Origin of the sequence: Synechococcus sp. BDU 130192 (assembly GCF_963876085.1) — a bacterium.
In the GTDB taxonomy this organism is placed as follows: domain Bacteria; phylum Cyanobacteriota; class Cyanobacteriia; order Cyanobacteriales; family MRBY01; genus MRBY01.
This window is the reverse complement of sequence record NZ_CAWNNO010000033.1, coordinates 14131-31286: the sequence shown is the minus strand read 5'-3', so window position 1 is coordinate 31286 and position 17156 is coordinate 14131. Positions and strand designations below refer to the sequence as shown.

The following is a 17156-nucleotide window of genomic DNA, read 5'->3' as shown; positions in this document are numbered from 1 at the left end:
CGTTTTGGGTTCGGTTCACTCGGAATTGCTTGCTTTTGATGGCACTGGTTGAAAGAAAGGCGATCGCCTCTACAAAAACAAAATTGTCACCCAATTCAACAATGCTTAGACTTAATTTAATAGGTTTTGTGAGGGACGAAGAAAAGGATAATCTTGGGGAAAATCTACATCATATTCAAGTTGCATATTGGCCGCAGCTTCCTGATAACAATCTAAATAAATTTCTTCGAGTAAATTACTTAAACTGGGGGAATCTGCTAATAAATCTTTAAGTTTTGATTGAGTTCTGCGAATCGTCCCCTCCCAACCGCGATAATATTCTGGCATGGGGACATAGTGGCGTTTTAAAAGATGCTCAAACAAAGTAATTGAGCGATTTTTCAGCTCTCGCTTTTCCTGTTTCCCTAAGGATTCTACCTCATCAATTAAATGCTCTAAATCTAATGCCGAGAAATTTTGGGCTTTGAGTTGTTCAACAGTCTTCTCGATCCACATCACAAAGTCATGATCATAAAGTACTTTGTCTATCTCCATGAATCTCCTCAAAATACCTATCTGATCATCATAACGACAAACCCCAATTTGCATCGCATAGAATAGTGAAATCATTCCTTGAGATTGGGCGATCGCCTCATGAAAACATTGATTCATCTCAAAATCGAGAAACGTCACGAAGCAGGACAGGACTACTCTTTGGCGACCAGTGAGGATGTACAAGGTTTAGTCGCCGAGGGGCAAACCATTGAGGAAGTGATTGAAATTGCCAGTGATTTAGCAAAAATGCTGATTGAACTGCATCAACAAGTTGTGATGAATATGGCTTGATTTTTTTGAAAGAAAAGTTTTTTTGAGTTATATAATCATTAGGAGAAAAACAAAAGTTATTCAATTATTCTTCTCCCTTATCAATCCTATCCCAATCGATTGCTTCAATAACTTCTTCAATGGAATCCGAGCAAGTTCCAAAAACGAACCATTTTCCTTCTAAAGTTACTACATTACAGCTATAGCGTTGAGATCCACCCTCATCTAAAATCTGCACATACGCTGGATAAGATTGCCCATCTGGCGTAGAACGCAGCACCTGAAACGTTGTTACGTGTGCAACTTCTGCATTTGCTGTTTCGCTAATGATGTCCAAAACTCGATTAATATCCATAAAATTCTTCTCCGTAAGTAGTACTTTCTTATTATAAGCATAAGCTCCATCAAGTGTGTGGCAATCATCGTTGATGATCTAGATCTTCTCTGAAGCCGATACAATAACGCTGTTACAGAAAGAATCGATGTAGAACTATGACCACTTGCCCCTTCACCCCCGAAGAAATTGCATCCGAAGGCATCAAACCCGAAGAATACGAAGAAATTGTGAGCCGTCTCGGTCGTCACCCCAACAAGGCGGAACTGGGGATGTTTGGCGTGATGTGGTCGGAACATTGTTGTTATAAGAATTCCCGCCCATTGCTGTCTGGTTTCCCCACGAAAGGCGATCGCGTCCTCGTCGGCCCCGGTGAAAATGCGGGCGTGGTCGATATGGGGGATGGTCTGCACCTCGCCTTTAAGATCGAATCCCATAACCACCCATCGGCGATCGAACCCTTCCAAGGGGCAGCAACTGGAGTCGGCGGCATTCTCCGCGATATCTTCACGATGGGGGCGCGTCCCATTGCCTTGTTAAATTCTCTACGCTTCGGCAGCCTCGACAATGCCCAAACTCGCCGCATCTTTCAGGGGGTTGTGGAAGGGATTAGCCACTACGGCAACTGTGTGGGTGTGCCGACGGTGGGCGGTGAAGTCTATTTTGATAAAGCCTATGCCGGAAATCCCCTCGTCAATGCGATGGCGTTAGGCTTGATGGAAACTGAGGAAATTATTAAATCGGGAGCCTATGGTATCGGTAATCCCGTGCTCTATGTCGGCTCCACCACCGGACGGGATGGCATGGGGGGCGCAAGTTTCGCCAGTGCGGAATTAACTGATGAATCCATGGACGATCGCCCTGCGGTTCAGGTGGGGGATCCCTTTACCGAAAAATCGCTGATTGAAGCCTGTCTCGAAGCCTTTAAAACGGGGGCAGTTGCAGCAGCACAGGATATGGGTGCGGCGGGCTTAACCTGTTCGACAGCGGAAATGGCAGCCAAAGGTGGGGTCGGTGTCTTGCTCGATCTCGACAAAATTCCGGTGCGAGAAACGGGCATGGTTCCCTACGAATATCTGCTCTCCGAATCCCAAGAACGGATGCTTTTTGTTGCCCATAAGGGACGGGAACAGGAGTTAATTGATATCTTCCATCGTTGGGGTTTACAGGCGGTCGTTGCGGGTGAAGTGATTGCGGAACCCATCGTCAAAATCATGTTTAAGGGTGAAGTTGCGGCAGAAGTTCCGGCAACTGCGCTATCAGATAATACTCCTATTTATCATCGGGAATTGATGGCAGAAGCTCCCGAATATGCACAAACGGCTTGGGCTTGGTCGGTGGATTCTTTGCCGAATTGTGATGGGAATGGTGTCGCTGAAAAATCTTGGAATGAGATTTTATTAACCCTGTTAGATGTGCCGACTATCGCATCGAAAAAATGGATTTATCGCCAATACGATCATCAAGTGCAAAACAATACGGTGATCTTCCCCGGTGGCGCAGATGCTGCTGTGGTGAGGGTTCGTCCGGTCAATGGTAAGCCCGATGCCTCAACTATTGGTGTTGCCGCTTGTACCGATTGTAATCCCCATTATGTGTATTTAAATCCGTTGGAAGGGGCAAAGGCGGCAGTCGCTGAAGCAGCTAGAAATTTAAGTTGTGTTGGTGCTGAACCCTTGGCAATTACGAACAATTTAAACTTTGGTAGTCCCGAAAAACCTGTGGGTTATTGGCAGTTGGCAAATGCTTGTAAAGGGATTGCTGAAGCCTGTCGGGAATTAGATACCCCTGTCACAGGCGGTAATGTTTCCCTCTACAATGAAACCCTTGATAGTGATGGCAAACCGACCCCTATTTATCCGACTCCTGTTATCGGGATGGTGGGACGAGTTGAACATATTAATCAGGTCTGTGGTTTAGCCTTCCAAAATGCAGGGGATAAAATCTATCTCCTTGGTACTCAGGCAACAACAACCCTCGGCGGGTCGGAATATCTAAATACAATTCACAATACCGTCGCGGGTATTCCGCCCCAAGTGGATTTTGCCCTCGAAAAAGCCGTCCAAAAAACTGTGCGGGAGGCGATCGCCGCTGGCTTGTTAAACTCTGCCCATGACCTTGCGGAGGGTGGTTTAGCCGTTGCCCTTGCGGAATGTTGTATCGGCGGCAAGCTCGGCGCAACCGTTGAAATTACGGGATCTGACCGTCTCGATGCCATCCTGTTTGGCGAAACCTGCGGCGAGATTATTGTCTCTGTGTCTCCCGAAAAGCAAGCCCAATTTGAAGCCCATCTCAATCAATCTTTGGCGGACAATTGGCAGGCGATCGGCTCTGTGAGCAACACCAATCAGTTACAAATTACCGTCAACAATCAGGCTGTAATCGCGGTTTCTGTCGAGGACATGACCACCAATTGGAGTGAGGCGATCGCCCGTCGTTTACATCCGTAATCTAGTTAACTGATTACAATAGAAAGTACAAATCCAGTGGGTAAGGCTAATGACAACAATGACCCTTGCGCTAGAACCCGTTTTCACCTTAAGCAATGAACAATTTCAGCAACTTTGTCTGGTTAATCCAGAGCTTCAACTGGAACGTACAGCTAAAGGAGAATTGGTAATTATGCCTCCCACTGGTGGCGAAACTGGGCGGCAAAACGCTAACCTGATTTTTCAAGTACAACTCTGGAATCACAAATATCAATTAGGAGAAGTTTTCGATTCCTCAACGGGTTTTATTTTGCCCAATGGTGCGACCCGTTCTCCTGATGTTTCTTGGCTTGAAAAATCTCGTTGGCAAGCATTAACAGCCGATCAGCGAGAAAAATTTGTTCCCCTCTGTCCTGATTTTGTCATTGAGTTAGTTTCGCCTAGCGATGCTGTCCAAAAAACAAGGGATAAAATGGAAGAATATCGAGACAATGGTTGTAGTTTTGGGATATTAGTTAATCGCAAGGAAAAACAAGCAGAACTCTATATTGCTGATTGCGAGCCTCAAACTTTATCTCTACCTTGTAAAATTTTGGGTATCAATATCTTCAAAGATCTTGTACTAGATTTAACATGATTGATTGGCGATCGCCTTTTTAACGAAGATTAGAAATGGCTTTAAAATCCCCCAAGATTACTGTTCGTCCGAGAAGCCGCCAACTTCATTAAGATTTTGCCCTTGCTTTTCTCGTATTCTTTTTTCAAAGTTTGCTTACTCACCACGGGATTACTGGCAGGCAATCGCTGGCCTAAATCTGCCCAGCGGGTAAGCTGTTCCCGTTGCTTCAGGGAAATTGTCGCCTGGGTAATGTGAAAATACCGTTGGGGTTGTCCCAGGGCAAAAAGCAGAATTCGATAGTTCCCTTGGCTGGCTAAGAGACGCGCCATCTGTTGGCCGATCTTCGTTTTCAAGTCCAGATAGCAAGGCAACCAACGGGCTCCTTCACTGCTGTTGTACAGCACCGTGATCCACAACAACATCGGATGAGGAGCCTCAATGAAGAGAAATTGATTGTAACGGGTATCAAAACGGCGTTTGCCCAACTCCTCAGCTTCTAACATCGCCCAAAGACTGGCGATCGCCGTCGGTTCAGCCGGTAAAATCCGTGGGAAAACAATCTTATTTTGGGGTTTATCCGCTGGCCAGGACTGGGCCGCACAAATGGTATCGCTAAAGGTTGTATTCAGTTTATCTGTAGGCCTTCCCTGGCGATTTACCGTTGAATTACGAAAGCTGGGGGCCGTGGTGGCATTGTTAATCCGGGTCGGATCATTGGGGCCTGCCACCGGAGATGTTGCTTGGAAATTTTGCAGATTTTGGGATGTGGTAAAAAAAGATTTCCTGGTTTCTGCGGCTTGTTGCTCGTAATATTTGGCGATGGGGGCCATGGCTTGCCAAATATCATTGACAGTCTGGGGGCGATCGCGCGGACTTTTCGCCATACAACACATGATAATTTCAACCAGAGGAGCCGGAATCCGCAAACTTTTATCAAAGGGAATTGGTGGTGTGTCATGGTGCGCCCGGTACCAACCCCCAAAGGAATTATTTTCAGGCATCACGGGCATATCCCCCGTGAGCATCTCGTACATCGTAATCCCCAGGCTATAGATATCAGAGCGTTGGTCTAATTCCTTGCCTTCCATTTGCTCTGGAGAACAGTAGGCGAGGGTGCCCATAAACGATTGGGTCTGGGCGGCTCCGGCTTGGCTGAGGCGTGCAATCCCAAAATCCAGAATTTTTACCAATTCCCCTAGGGACGCATCCTGCATGATCAGAATATTGCTGGGTTTAATATCCCGGTGAATAATTAAACATTGTTCCCCCTTGAAGGTAATCCCTTGGTGGGCTGCTTCCATCCCCAAACATATTTGCCGCACGACTTGAAAAAAACGCGGTAAACCGAGGGTAGCATGGGCAATAATATCGCTTAGACTTTCCCCCTCTAAATATTCCATGACATAGAAGGGCACATCCTGGTCGTCAACGCCATAGTCTTTTACCCGCACGATATGGATGCTTTTTTCACTCAGGAGGGCGCAAATGGTTGCTTCCCGCTCAAAGCGTTGGCGCATTTTGTCGTTGAGCAAGGTCTGGGCTAGGAACTTTACGGCGACCGTGACTCCCCCTAGGACTGTATCTTCACCCCGGTAGACACGCCCCATAGCCCCCTGGCCTACGAGGTCTACCAGGCGATAACGGCCGGCGAGAAGGCGATTGATATTGGGATCGGTAGTCATAGTTTGGGGTGGACGAACAAAACAATCAAAACAACAGGAGACCGGACAAAACTTAAAAGATTAAAGCTATTAAAGCTGACGGAGGAGAGTCCCTTCAATGGTACTGGTGAGGTAATGGCCGGCGAGGATGCCCCCGGAGTAGCGATATTCATCGTCGTTAATCTGGTAAAACATTTCAAAGCCACTGCGCCGTTGGCGATCGCCAAGCACCCAGTATCGCTGAACGATTGATTCTGAGCCAACCCAACCTTCTCCTTCCACCCGTCCCAAAATACTTTGTTGCAATACATAGGTATATTGTCGCTCACCGCTATCTAAACGCCCTTTGTATTGATAGGAAATTTCGGGGCGATCGCCGTCTTGAAACGTTAACTTTGTCACCATCGTAAACCAATTATTTTGGCCCCAAGCAACAATTGTTTTACCCCGAATGAGAATGGGGGGCTGATTTCGTTCGATCCAACTACCATTTAACGTCCAGCGACCTGCTTCCAACAAAAAACTATGGGCCACAATGTATCTTGCTCCTTGGGACTACGAGACGAATCAATGTCATTTGACCCTGTTCTAGTTGACCAAAAACCTTGATCACACACAGTGGGGATTCGTGACGAAACCTCCTTCTATTGTAAGGAGTTCTGCCCCATTCCGAAAAAGCCAGCGACCCGCTTTACTAGATTGTTAACGATCGAAATATTAAAGACTAGAAAAAACCCTAGGCGATCGCCTAGGGAAAAATTACACAGTAGAGGACGCTTACGGGCAAAACTAAATGCTCTGGGGCCTAGATGCTAAATGATCTAACGGAAGAGATCGGTGTTGAGTCTGAGGCCATTGTTGCTTGGGTTCGGGTTCGACTGGCCTGCCGCACGACCCTGGGTTAAATATTCTCCGGTACCACCATCGGCGGGATCGAGAAAGGGCTTGAGACTAATACCACTGTTTGAGTAACCTTGGGCTACGGGACTAGGGGTAGAGGTAGAGCGGCCGCCAAAAATACTTTGGAGTTGTCCCAGGAGGCTATTGGTCGAGCCAGTGCCCATGAAGGTATTGACCCCACGGGTTTGGAAACCGCTATCGGCACTGAGGAGATTATCGAATACTTGATCCCGTGTGGCGATCGCATTTTGGCCCCGGGGCACCGTAAAGACGATTTGGCAGGTGGGGTTTAGTTCGGTGGTCACACAAACGATGTCGTAACCATTTTCGCGGCCAGTGGTGAGTTCGACGAGACCATCACCCCGGTACAGTTCCAAGCGGCGGGCAATTTCTTCACAGCGACGCTCTGCATTCCAACCGCCTCCCATGGTGCGGGGAATCGCCCAAGGATAAACTTCCCCCGGACGACTTTCGGGCTGGTACATTACGGTGTATTGTCCCTGGTCGTACTGACACACAAAACGGCGATCGCCAGAATTGTAGATCACATCACCAGGCGTATTCCCCGCATTGGAATCTGTGTCCACAACGATGTCCGGCGGTACCTGGGCGATCGCACTGCTGGCGGCAAACCCTAAAATTTCTAAGCCGACAATACCGATTTTTAACCAAGTTCGAGTGTGCAAACCTTTACTCATCTTCAAATTTCTCGTGCGTCACAGTGAATTTTAGGGGGATCCTATGGGTTTTGATGACGGGATAAGCTGACTTTAGGTTCCCCTTGTCGGCCGGAAAATGGATGTGATATATTTACTGAGCTAATTAATTTTGCGGACGTGGCGGAATTGGTAGACGCGCTAGATTTAGGTTCTAGTGTCCTAGACGTGAGAGTTCGAGTCTCTCCGTCCGCATTTACAAAAAAAGTTCCTGGGGTTTGGAGTGATGGCACTTTCCCACACTGAATTTGAGCAGGCGATCGCCCAAGTGGAAACTGACCTTGCCGCCCTAAAAGACCGCCACGCCCAGGTCAAGGCTGCCGAAGCCCGCATCGCAGAGCTGAAAGCAGAACAAGAGAATCTCCAGGCAGAGCCAGAAACGATCCAAAAACAAGCCTCCCTCAAAACAGAACTCAACCTCATTGCCGCCGAAATCGCGAAGTTAGAACTGCAACTCGAAAGTCAGTTGCTCAAGTGGCAGGAACCCTTTTGGCAAATTGTTCGCTTCACAGGGGTGGGCATTTTATTAGGTTGGGTGCTGAAATCGTTTACGGTTTAGAGTTTAAATCTCCCGGTGGCAGCCCTGGATAAAGCGGACGCACCAGCACCGGCGCATAAAAATCGTCCTGGGAAAGCACCACCTTTGATTGAGCCGACAACAGAAGTAAAGCCCAAAAGATCCCGACCTTTTCGTGGCGATGTTGTTTGGCGGTGATCTCCTGGGGGAAAAATTCGTTGGCTTCTTTGTAGGCGATCCATTGACGGATTAAATCGTCTAATGCAAACACCACGGGGGTTTCTGGATCAGAGGGCATCTGGGTCTGGAAAAATTGTTCTAGCTGGGCGGCTAATTCCGTGAGATTTTCATCATGGGCCAACTGGGTAATCTGTTTAATGGCCGCTTTATTGGATAGTTTACGTGGCGTTTTGAGGCGTTTTTTGGGGGTATGATCCTCGATTTCGTTGGCAATTTGTTGGATTTGCTCAATAAATTCCTGGAGGGTGACCCGCCGCCGTTTTGGGGGAGGTGCCGTAGCCCGCCGCCGGAGTCTTTTTTCCAGCTTGAGGGGGAGTCGTTCCGTATCGCTTGCGTCCCAATCTTCGTAGAATTCTTCTTCCTGAACCTCTGCTTCAATGGCCGTTAAACTTTCGAGGGTGTCGGCCTTGAGGAGGACAAGTTTGGAGGCCCATAGAAAAGTTTGACCCGACTGGGGTAGGTCGGCCTCCCTCAGCATTGGGTCTGTATCCCCGGCGAGACCTAGTTCACTGAGGAACTGATCAATGACATCGATGACCTGCACATCCCAGGGATCGATTTCTCCCTGTTGGGCTAGTTCAATGAGGGTGGCGATCGCCGCTTGGGGTTGGGTGGCCATGGTTGCATCAAAGGGTCAAAAATCAGGCCGTTTGCTCAGGTTGAGACTCTTCTGGGGATGCTTCAGCAGGTTTCTGGGTGTCCACCGTATCAGTAGAAGTTTCAGGTTCAGGCACCGTTTTGTTTTCGGTAGACGCGGTCGTCACACTGGGGGAATCTGCCGATGATTCCGCGGCGTTTTGTTGGGCGGTCTGCAGTTCAGCCAAAGCTTTTTCCAATTCCTCAATTTTTTGACTCTGGAGCTTCAGTTCCCGTTGGGCTTTCCATGATTCAATTTGCCGCTGCAATTGATCCCACAGGCTAAACATCCAGGCTAAAATCGCCCCTGTGCCCACCGCCAGCAGGAGTTCGATGGAGAGGGGGGCTTCGGCTTGGAATCCCGGAATGATGTTAATCCCGACGGGTTGCGTATTTTCGATACTAAATAGCGCTAGGGCTAAGCACAGGGCAAAAAACAATAAAAAATTCAGTTGCCGCATGATCTCTCCACAGGATGCATCGCATGGCGGATCTCGATGGCGACCGCCAATACACCCCCTAGGATATCGTAATTGTTCCAACCCAAAAAAATTGCCCCAAACATTGTTGGGGCCGCCGGATGATAAAAGTGATAATTGCGATCGCCTGGGCTTAAGCCAGGGACATTTTGGTGCCACCCACAGCATCCCCAAGGCTCACATTTACCCCAGAATAAACAGTGCCTCGACGGGCATCAATGGAGATAATCGAGCCATCCCGAATTAACTGAGTTGCTTCCTTAAAACCGACAATCACCGGAATACCCAACCGCATCCCCAAAGTTGCCGCGTGACAATTTTGATTTGGTTCTTCGATCACGATGCCGCTGGCCTTACGGATCATTTCCACATAGGCCGCATCCGTAGACCGAGCAACGAGAATTTCTCCTGGGCCAAAATCATTGATATCTTCACTTTGATTCACGACCCGGGCACGACCACTGGCCGCCCCTTGACCAATGCCAATGCCTTCTCCGAGCACCGCCTGCACCATTTCGACTTTGATGAGATCTGTAGAACCAGACACCCCTTGGAGCGTCCCCGCTGTCATGATCACCAAGTCCCCTTCATGGAGAAAACCGCTCTCCTGGGCCACATTAATCGCCGCCTTAAAAGTTTGGGTCGTTGACGGAGAATCCATAACAAGGAGTGGCTTTGCCCCCCAGACCAACTGGAGACGACGGGCCACATCCACATGGGGGGTGACAGCAAGAATCGGCGTTGCTGGGCGAAATTTGGAGACGTTTCGGGCCGTTGCTCCAGACTTGGTGAGGGTCATGATCGCCGTTGCATCTAACTGTCCAGCAATGTGGCTGACGGCGGCAGAAATAGCATTGGGAATCGATTTTTTATCAGAAGGTTGTTTTTGAATGCCGTCGGGTTCCTTTTCGATGCGCTTGGCGATGGTTGCCATGGTCGCCACAGCTTCTACGGGGAATTCGCCCACAGCAGTTTCGTTAGAAAGCATCACCGCATCGGTACCATCCAAAATCGCGTTGGCCACATCGGAAACTTCGGCGCGGGTGGGGCGAGGATTACTCACCATGCTATCGAGCATCTGGGTGGCGGTAATCACAGGAATCCCGAAGCGGTTGGCAGTGGCAATGAGTTTTTTCTGGAGAATGGGCACGTCTTCGGCGGGCAGTTCGACCCCAAGATCCCCCCGGGCGACCATAACACCATCGGAAAGGGACAGAATAGCCTCCATCTGTTCGATCGCCTCGTGTTTTTCGATCTTGACGATCACAGGGACATTTTTCCCGGCATTGGCGATGAGCTCTTTGATTTCCAGGACATCCTGGGGATTGCGCACAAAACTGAGGGCGACCCAATCGACCCCTTGGTCGAGGCCAAACATGAGGTCTTCGCGGTCTTTATCGGTGAGGGCTTTGACGGAGAGATAGACCCCAGGAAAATTGACCCCTTTGTTATTGGAGAGTTTGCCACCGACGACCACGCGGCAGTGGAGATTTTTTGCAGCAATATCGACCCGTTCGACCTTCATTTCTACCTTGCCATCGTCGAGGAGGATGGTGGAGCCTTCGGGGACTTCTTCCGCTAGCTTGTCATAGCTGACGTAGCCGACTTCTTGGGTACAGGGTACTTCGCGACTTGTGATGATGTAGGGATCGCCGTTTTTGAGGGTGATAAAGTCGCTCTCATAGCGACCAAGGCGAATTTTTGGCCCCTGGAGATCCTGGAGAATACCAACGGGTTGGTTCAGTTCAAAGGCGGTTTGTCGAATCAGACGGATGTTGCGTTGGTGGTCATCATGGGTACCATGGGAGAAATTTAGCCGTAGAGTAGTTGCCCCTGCTTCGATGATTTCCCGGAGAACGTCTGGTTTGCTAGTCGCAGGGCCAATGGTGGCGACGATCTTGGTGCGGCGGGGCATTTCTCTAGAGGGCATAGTGAACTTTCTCGGGTCAGTTGGGAAAACAAGCCTCATATTATCCCAAAAGTTGACGTTTCTTTCTATACGTGGCAGGGGAGTTCTGGGAGATTTTAGGAATCTCGATGGGATCTGCTCTAGGGTCTGTCGGTGGAAGCTTTTGGTGGACAAGGGGGAAGCCAGAGAATCTTCCCCTTATTTTTGTGGTTTTCCTTCAGGGTCAAGTGTCTAAATAGTTAGCGGCGATCGCCGTGGGGATCATCGGTAACATCGGCAGTACACAGATTAATCCCTGTTGCCAGGTGAGGGGAGCTGTTTGAAAGAGTTGATTCATCAGGCCCCATTGACTAAAGGCGACCTGCAAAGCGACGGCGACGGCAATGCCAACCAACAGGAGCGGGGCTTGGATGATGGTTTTTGTTTGGCCGCTGATGTAATGAAGGAGGCTACGGCCTAGTTGACTGATGCTCAATAAATAAATGATCCGAGCGGCAACGAGGGCTTGGATCGCCATGGTGCGGGCGAGGGCGAGATCGCCGGTGCTGGTTTTGATCCATTCAAAAATGCCAAAGATAAGAATCCAGTTAAAGATCGAAATAATCCCGATCCGTCGCAGCAGCTTGGGGGTGATCAGGGGTTCGTTGGGATTGCGGGGGGGCGATTGCATAATCCCGGCGGGCTTGGCTTCAAAGGCGAGGGGCACAGTCATGGTGATCGAGTTGATCATATTCAGCCACAGCACCTGCAGAGACAGAATGGGCAAATCCCGCGCCAGCAAGACACTGATCAAAATAGTCATGGATTCACCGCCATTGACGGGCAAGAGGAAGGCGATCGCCTTGCGGAGATTGCGGTAAACGGTGCGTCCTTCTTCGACGGCGGCTTCAATGGAGGCAAAATTATCATCGGTGAGCAGCATATCGGCGGATTCCCTGGCCACCTCGGTGCCGCCTTTACCCATGGCGATGCCAATATCGGCTTGTTTGAGGGCTGGGGCATCGTTCACGCCATCGCCAGTCATCGCGACGATATCACCTTTTTTCTGAAGGGCTTCGACGAGGGCAAGTTTTTGGGCTGGGGCAACCCGGGCAAAGACCGACCCAGTTTCGGCGGCCTCGGCCAGACTTTGAGGATCCATTTTTTCGAGGTCTTGACCCTCAAAGGCAATGACTGTTTCTCCGGTGCGAATTCCCATGCGTTGGGCGATCGCCTTGGCGGTGGCAATGTGATCACCGGTGATCATCTTGACGTTAATTCCTGCTGTTTGGCAGGCATGGACAGCGGCGATCGCCTCCGGTCGGGGGGGATCAATCATTCCCTGGAGTCCTAAAAACTCAAGGCCCGTGGTGAGATCCTCATGGTCAACGCTGTGTTGGTGACTGCTGACTTCTTTTTTCGCAAAGGCGAGAACCCGTAATCCTTTGGTGGCCATGGTCTCTACCACTGCTTCGATGACTGCAGGATCAAGGGCGATCGCCTGACCATCGTCCAATAACATCGTTTCACAACGGCGCAACAGCGATTCCACCGACCCTTTGACATAGATTGTCCGCCCCGTGCCATCATGGAGCGTCGCCATGTACTGATATTCCGACTCAAAGGGAATCGAATCGAGCCGGGGCCGCTGGGCGTCTAAACCCACCTGACTGAGGCCCGCCTTCGCCGCCGCAGTAATCAAGGCTCCTTCCGTTGGATCGCCCACCACAGACCAATCATCACCCGTTTGTTTCAGTTGGGAATCGTTGCAGAGCAACCCTGCGGTGAGACATTCTGCCAGGACTGGGGGCAGGGTTTCAAAGCTGGCATCCCCATCATCACCGGTTGCGGCCAGGTAAACTTCTCCCTTCGGACTGTAGCCACTGCCACTCACTTTGAAATGAACATCCCCCGCATAGATCGCCTGGACAGTCATCTGATTTTCCGTGAGGGTGCCCGTTTTATCAGAACAGACCACCGTGGCACTTCCGAGGGCTTCTACGGCGGGTAATTTACGAATAATGGCATGGCGGCGGGCCATCCGGTTCACCCCAATCGCCAAAGTAATCGTCACTACGGCGGGTAATCCTTCGGGAATCGCACTCACGGCCAGGGCCACGGCAGCTTCAAACATCTCGGCGAGATTACCCCCCCGGCCCCAACCAATGGCAAAGGTGAGGGTCGCCAGGGTCAAAATCACATACAGCAGGGAATGGCTAAATTTGGTAAATTTTCGGGTCAGTGGTGTGGTTAAACTGACCTGCTTCTCCATGGATTGGGAAATCTGCCCCATTTCCGTCTGATTGGCGATCGCCACGACGATACCTGTGCCCTGACCAAAGGTGACAAAGCTTCCCGCATAGGCCATATTGCGGCGATCGCCTAGGGGCGTATCTAGGGGTAAAAGACCTAACTTTTTCTCGACGGGCACCGCTTCCCCCGTCAGGGCTGACTCATCAACTTGGAGGTTCCGCACCTTGAGTAACCGCAAATCCGCCGGGACTTTATCCCCGGAAGCCAACAGCACAATATCGCCAGGCACCAAATCCCGTGACGGAATCCGCAGGGTATTGCCTTCCCGCAGAACCATCGCTTCGGTGGTGACCGCTTTTGCCAGGGAGGCGATCGCCCCTTCCGCCTTAGCCTCTTGGATATAGCCAATCACCGCATTAATGAAAGTGACTCCCCAGATAACCCAAGCATTCGTCCAGGAACCCAAAGCCGCTTTAATACTCCCGGCGATGATTAGGATGTATAGAAGCGGTTGGTGGAACTGCAACAGAAAACGCAACCAAGCTGGTTTCCCAGCCCGAAACTTCAATTCATTCCAACCATACTGCTCATAACGCTGGGCCACCGCCTCTGGCGATAATCCCCGTTCTGCATCGCTCCTTAGGGATTGAATTAATTCGGCCTCTGATTGGGTATGGCAGGGAGGAAGTGATGATGACACTGGCATAACTTAAGCTTAAAAATTAACCTGCAAATTTGATCCTCCAAATTCTAGCAATTTAGTTCTATAGAATTGTGTAGTTAAATTATTAAGCTTTTTATCTGTCTTGTTTAAGATGTTCTGAGTTTAAAGTAAAAGTAATCTTGTTCTGCATCATTTCCATATTCACCCCGCAAGAAATCTAAGTTTCGACGAATTCTCCAAAGACTGTCTGCGCTAGTGAAGACAAATTTGGCTCGATTGGCTTGAAACCAATTTTTGAAACATAAAAGAGAGATTTTTTTGTTTTCATTTATTATTAAATGTGCTGATTCCTCTCGTTTATTCCGGGAAAAAGTTGGCTACCGACAACGTTCTGATCAGGCCCCCGATTCTAAAATGGCAGCAAGTAATCCATAATGGGCGATGGTTCATTCCATTAGCTGTCACGAAAAACTCAAAATAACCATGCGCCTTTCCCAAAGTCTGTTCGTTACCCTCCGAGAAGATCCCGCCGATGCGGAGATTCCTAGCCATAAGCTCCTGCTGCGGGCCGGCTATATCCGGCGGATTGGGCGGGGGATTTATGCTTATCTACCGTTGATGTGGCGCGTACTCCAGAAGGTATCCCAGATTGTCCGGGAAGAGATGAATGCCACCGGGGCCCAGGAAACCCTGTTACCCCAGTTGCAACCCGCAGAAATTTGGCAAGAATCGGGCCGTTGGGATACCTACACCCAGGCAGAAGGGATTATGTTTTCCCTGCGCGATCGCCTGGATGGAGAGTTGGGTTTAGGGCCAACCCACGAGGAAGTGATTACTACCATTGCCAAGGACATGATCCGTTCCTATCGGCAGTTGCCCCAGCATTTGTACCAGATTCAGACGAAATTCCGCGATGAGATTCGACCCCGGTTTGGCTTAATGCGCGGGCGGGAATTCATCATGAAAGACGGCTACTCGTTCCATGCTTCTGAGGAATGCCTCAAAAAAACCTACGCAGACATGGATCAGGCGTACCGCAATATGTTGCGTCGCTGTGGTTTACAATTCCGGGCGGTAGAAGCCGACTCTGGGGCCATTGGTGGTTCTGGTTCCCAGGAATTTATGATCCTCGCCGATGCCGGGGAAGATGAAATTCTCTATACCGAGGATGAAAAGTACGCCGCGAATACTGAGAAAGCTGTGTCTCTACCCGTTGAGGCGATCGCCTCTCCTTTCAACAGTTTTGAAAAACGCGAAACCCCGGATACAGCCACCATTGAATCCCTGTGTGACTTCCTAGATTGCTCTCCCACTTGTGTTGTTAAGAATGTCCTTTATGAGGTGATTTATAACAAAGGGATAACTGTTTTTGCTTTGGTGTCTATTCGTGGTGATCAAGAGATTAACGAGGTTAAGCTTCAAAATGAATTAACCAAGCATGGTCGTAAATATAGTAACTCTAAAACTATAATTTCTCTGACAGTCGCTGATGCAAATATTCAAGAGAAATGGTTTAAAAAGCCTTTGCCTTTAGGGTATATATCTCCTGATTTAAAAGATGATCATATCCAAGAACCAACATTGGAAGCCCTTGAGTCTATAGCAGAAGAAGTCAGGGATAAAAGTGGAAACTCGTTAAAAAATGAAGCATTACAGCTCATTAAAAATTACAAAGGCGACTTGAAACACTTACTTATTAACTTTCTTCAATATCTATATAGGGTAGAAAAAAAACAATCTTCTTCAACAGTGCTTATTCATCAGTTTGTGATGAAAATCACAAAGAAATGGGCTTATCCCATAATTACACGAGTAATTGATCAAACTGCAGTGCCTTTGGCAAACTTTGTCACGGGTGCCGATGAAACGAATTACCATGTCCTCGGTGCAAACTGGGGCACAGAGTTTAAACTGCCTGAATTGCAAGTGGATGTGCGGTTGGCAAAGGCAGGCGATCGCGCTGTCCATGATCCGACCCAAATCCTGCAAACGGCACGGGGCATCGAAGCGGGTCACATTTTCCAACTGGGGACAAAATATTCCGAGGCTATGGGGGCCACCTTTACCGACGAAAATGGTAAAGAACAACCCCTGGTGATGGGCTGCTATGGGGTTGGCGTTTCCCGTCTGGCCCAGGCCGCCGTGGAGCAATCCTACGATGAAAATGGCATTATCTGGCCCGTGGCGATCGCCCCCTACCATGCTGTGGTAGTCGTGCCCAATGTTAAGAGTGAAGAACAGATGGCAGCCGCAGAAAAACTCTATGCCGATCTCAACGCCGCTGGAGTTGAAACCATCCTTGATGACCGCAACGAACGAGCTGGGGTGAAGTTTAAGGATGCAGAACTGATTGGTATTCCCTTCCGGGTTGTCACAGGGAAATCCCTCAAGGATGGCAAGGTGGAAGTGGTGCGCCGCAAAGAAGGCGATCGCCAAGATCTTGATCTCGATGCTGTGGTTGCGACCTTAAAAAATTGGGTCGAAGCCGCAGGCCAGTAAGCCCCTGGGGAATCGTTATAATGGCCCTAGGGTTAAGCGATTTCCCCTTTTTTAGCGATGGTTCCAACGCCTAGGATTCCCGACATCACCTACGACCAAGATTATCAACTTTGGCTGCAACAGACCCTCGAAAAATTGCGCCTCCGGGATTATGTGGCCGTCGATTGGGAACATCTAATTGATGAAATAGAATCGATGGGTAAACGCGATCGCCACCGCCTCAAGAGTAATTTGATCATTTTGTTGATGCACTTACTGCAGTGGGACTTTCAGGCAGAGAAACGTTCTGGTAGCTGGGAGTCAACGATCATTGAGCACCGTCGCCGCATTATTGACGAATTAGAAGATTCTCCGAGTTTGCGGCCCTATTTACAGCAGATTTTAGCCTCTGCCTACACCACAGCACGGCAACGGGCAAAGGCAGAAATAGGTTTATCCCAAGACAGCTTTTCCCAGAAATGTCCCTACGATCTAGAACAGATTCTTGGTTTGGGTTAAGCCATTACAATCTCCATTT

Annotated in this window: 15 protein-coding genes and 1 tRNA gene; 7 read left to right on the top strand and 9 right to left on the bottom strand. The window is 49.3% G+C overall.

Translation table 11 applies throughout. The annotated features are described in order from the left end of the window. Nucleotides 1-111 precede the first annotated feature (111 nt). A complete protein-coding gene (locus AACT35_RS08730) occupies nucleotides 112-651 on the bottom strand; it encodes a DUF29 domain-containing protein (protein WP_254048070.1) in 540 nt (179 codons plus the stop codon). Here AACT35_RS08730 and AACT35_RS08725 point away from each other — a divergent pair. After that, on the top strand, nucleotides 634-825 hold the full coding sequence (locus AACT35_RS08725) for a DUF1902 domain-containing protein (RefSeq protein ID WP_099240530.1): 192 nt from the start codon (nucleotides 634-636) through the stop codon (nucleotides 823-825). The two genes, AACT35_RS08730 and AACT35_RS08725, sit on opposite strands and share 18 nt — an antisense overlap. Nucleotides 826-889: 64 nt before the next feature. Here AACT35_RS08725 and AACT35_RS08720 read toward each other — a convergent pair whose 3' ends face one another. Beyond that, nucleotides 890-1159, bottom strand: coding sequence for a hypothetical protein (locus tag AACT35_RS08720; RefSeq protein ID WP_062434417.1), 270 nt, complete (start codon nucleotides 1157-1159; stop codon nucleotides 890-892). 137 nt (nucleotides 1160-1296) lie between these two features. Here AACT35_RS08720 and purL point away from each other — a divergent pair, with 137 nt between their 5' ends. Both purL and AACT35_RS08710 read left to right on the top strand, forming a co-directional pair. After that, nucleotides 1297-3588, top strand: coding sequence for a phosphoribosylformylglycinamidine synthase subunit PurL (purL, locus tag AACT35_RS08715; protein ID WP_099240528.1), 2292 nt, complete (start codon nucleotides 1297-1299; stop codon nucleotides 3586-3588). 49 nt (nucleotides 3589-3637) lie between these two features. Continuing rightward, entirely contained in the window at nucleotides 3638-4204 is a 567-nt protein-coding gene (locus AACT35_RS08710) for a Uma2 family endonuclease (protein WP_099240525.1), read from the top strand. A gap of 41 nt (nucleotides 4205-4245) precedes the next feature. Here the strand turns inward: AACT35_RS08710 and AACT35_RS08705 are convergent, their stop codons facing one another. The 3 genes from AACT35_RS08705 to AACT35_RS08695 form a co-directional block, all read right to left on the bottom strand. After that, complete coding sequence (locus tag AACT35_RS08705) at nucleotides 4246-5868, bottom strand: serine/threonine protein kinase (RefSeq protein WP_099240522.1); 1623 nt, start codon at nucleotides 5866-5868, stop codon at nucleotides 4246-4248. 69 nt (nucleotides 5869-5937) lie between these two features. Then, a complete protein-coding gene (locus AACT35_RS08700) occupies nucleotides 5938-6381 on the bottom strand; it encodes a hypothetical protein (RefSeq protein ID WP_012307276.1) in 444 nt (147 codons plus the stop codon). A 287-nt stretch (nucleotides 6382-6668) separates the two neighbouring features. After that, nucleotides 6669-7445 carry a COP23 domain-containing protein gene (locus AACT35_RS08695; protein WP_030006957.1) on the bottom strand — a complete coding sequence of 259 codons (777 nt, stop codon included), beginning with the start codon at nucleotides 7443-7445 and terminating at the stop codon, nucleotides 6669-6671. A gap of 132 nt (nucleotides 7446-7577) precedes the next feature. Here AACT35_RS08695 and AACT35_RS08690 point away from each other — a divergent pair. Together AACT35_RS08690 and AACT35_RS08685 are read left to right on the top strand one after the other, a co-directional pair. Next, nucleotides 7578-7658, top strand: a tRNA-Leu gene (locus tag AACT35_RS08690). A 31-nt stretch (nucleotides 7659-7689) separates the two neighbouring features. Continuing rightward, nucleotides 7690-8022 carry a hypothetical protein gene (locus tag AACT35_RS08685; protein ID WP_099240519.1) on the top strand — a complete coding sequence of 111 codons (333 nt, stop codon included), beginning with the start codon at nucleotides 7690-7692 and terminating at the stop codon, nucleotides 8020-8022. Here the strand turns inward: AACT35_RS08685 and AACT35_RS08680 are convergent. From AACT35_RS08680 to AACT35_RS08665, 4 genes are all read right to left on the bottom strand, one after another. Then, nucleotides 8012-8839, bottom strand: a complete 828-nt coding sequence (locus AACT35_RS08680; RefSeq protein ID WP_099240517.1) for a segregation/condensation protein A — start codon at nucleotides 8837-8839, stop codon at nucleotides 8012-8014. The genes AACT35_RS08685 and AACT35_RS08680 overlap by 11 nt on opposite strands. Before the next feature lie 22 nt (nucleotides 8840-8861). Then, entirely contained in the window at nucleotides 8862-9317 is a 456-nt protein-coding gene (locus AACT35_RS08675; protein ID WP_030006960.1) for a LapA family protein, read from the bottom strand. Nucleotides 9318-9468: 151 nt separating this feature from the next. Then, entirely contained in the window at nucleotides 9469-11265 is a 1797-nt protein-coding gene (gene pyk, locus AACT35_RS08670; protein ID WP_012307271.1) for a pyruvate kinase, read from the bottom strand. A 202-nt stretch (nucleotides 11266-11467) separates the two neighbouring features. Beyond that, the gene (locus tag AACT35_RS08665) at nucleotides 11468-14182 is read right to left on the bottom strand and encodes a cation-transporting P-type ATPase (protein ID WP_099240514.1); all 2715 of its coding nucleotides are present in this window, start codon (nucleotides 14180-14182) and stop codon (nucleotides 11468-11470) included. Nucleotides 14183-14581: 399 nt separating this feature from the next. On the opposite strand from AACT35_RS08665, the gene proS reads away from it, so the two are divergent. After that, nucleotides 14582-16639: a proline--tRNA ligase gene (proS, locus tag AACT35_RS08660; RefSeq protein ID WP_445267906.1), complete on the top strand. Its 2058-nt coding sequence runs from the start codon at nucleotides 14582-14584 to the stop codon at nucleotides 16637-16639. A gap of 57 nt (nucleotides 16640-16696) precedes the next feature. Then, nucleotides 16697-17137 (top strand): DUF29 domain-containing protein, encoded by a 441-nt coding sequence (locus AACT35_RS08655; protein ID WP_099240510.1) that lies wholly within the window; start codon nucleotides 16697-16699, stop codon nucleotides 17135-17137. The last annotated feature ends 19 nt before the right edge of the window (nucleotides 17138-17156 follow it).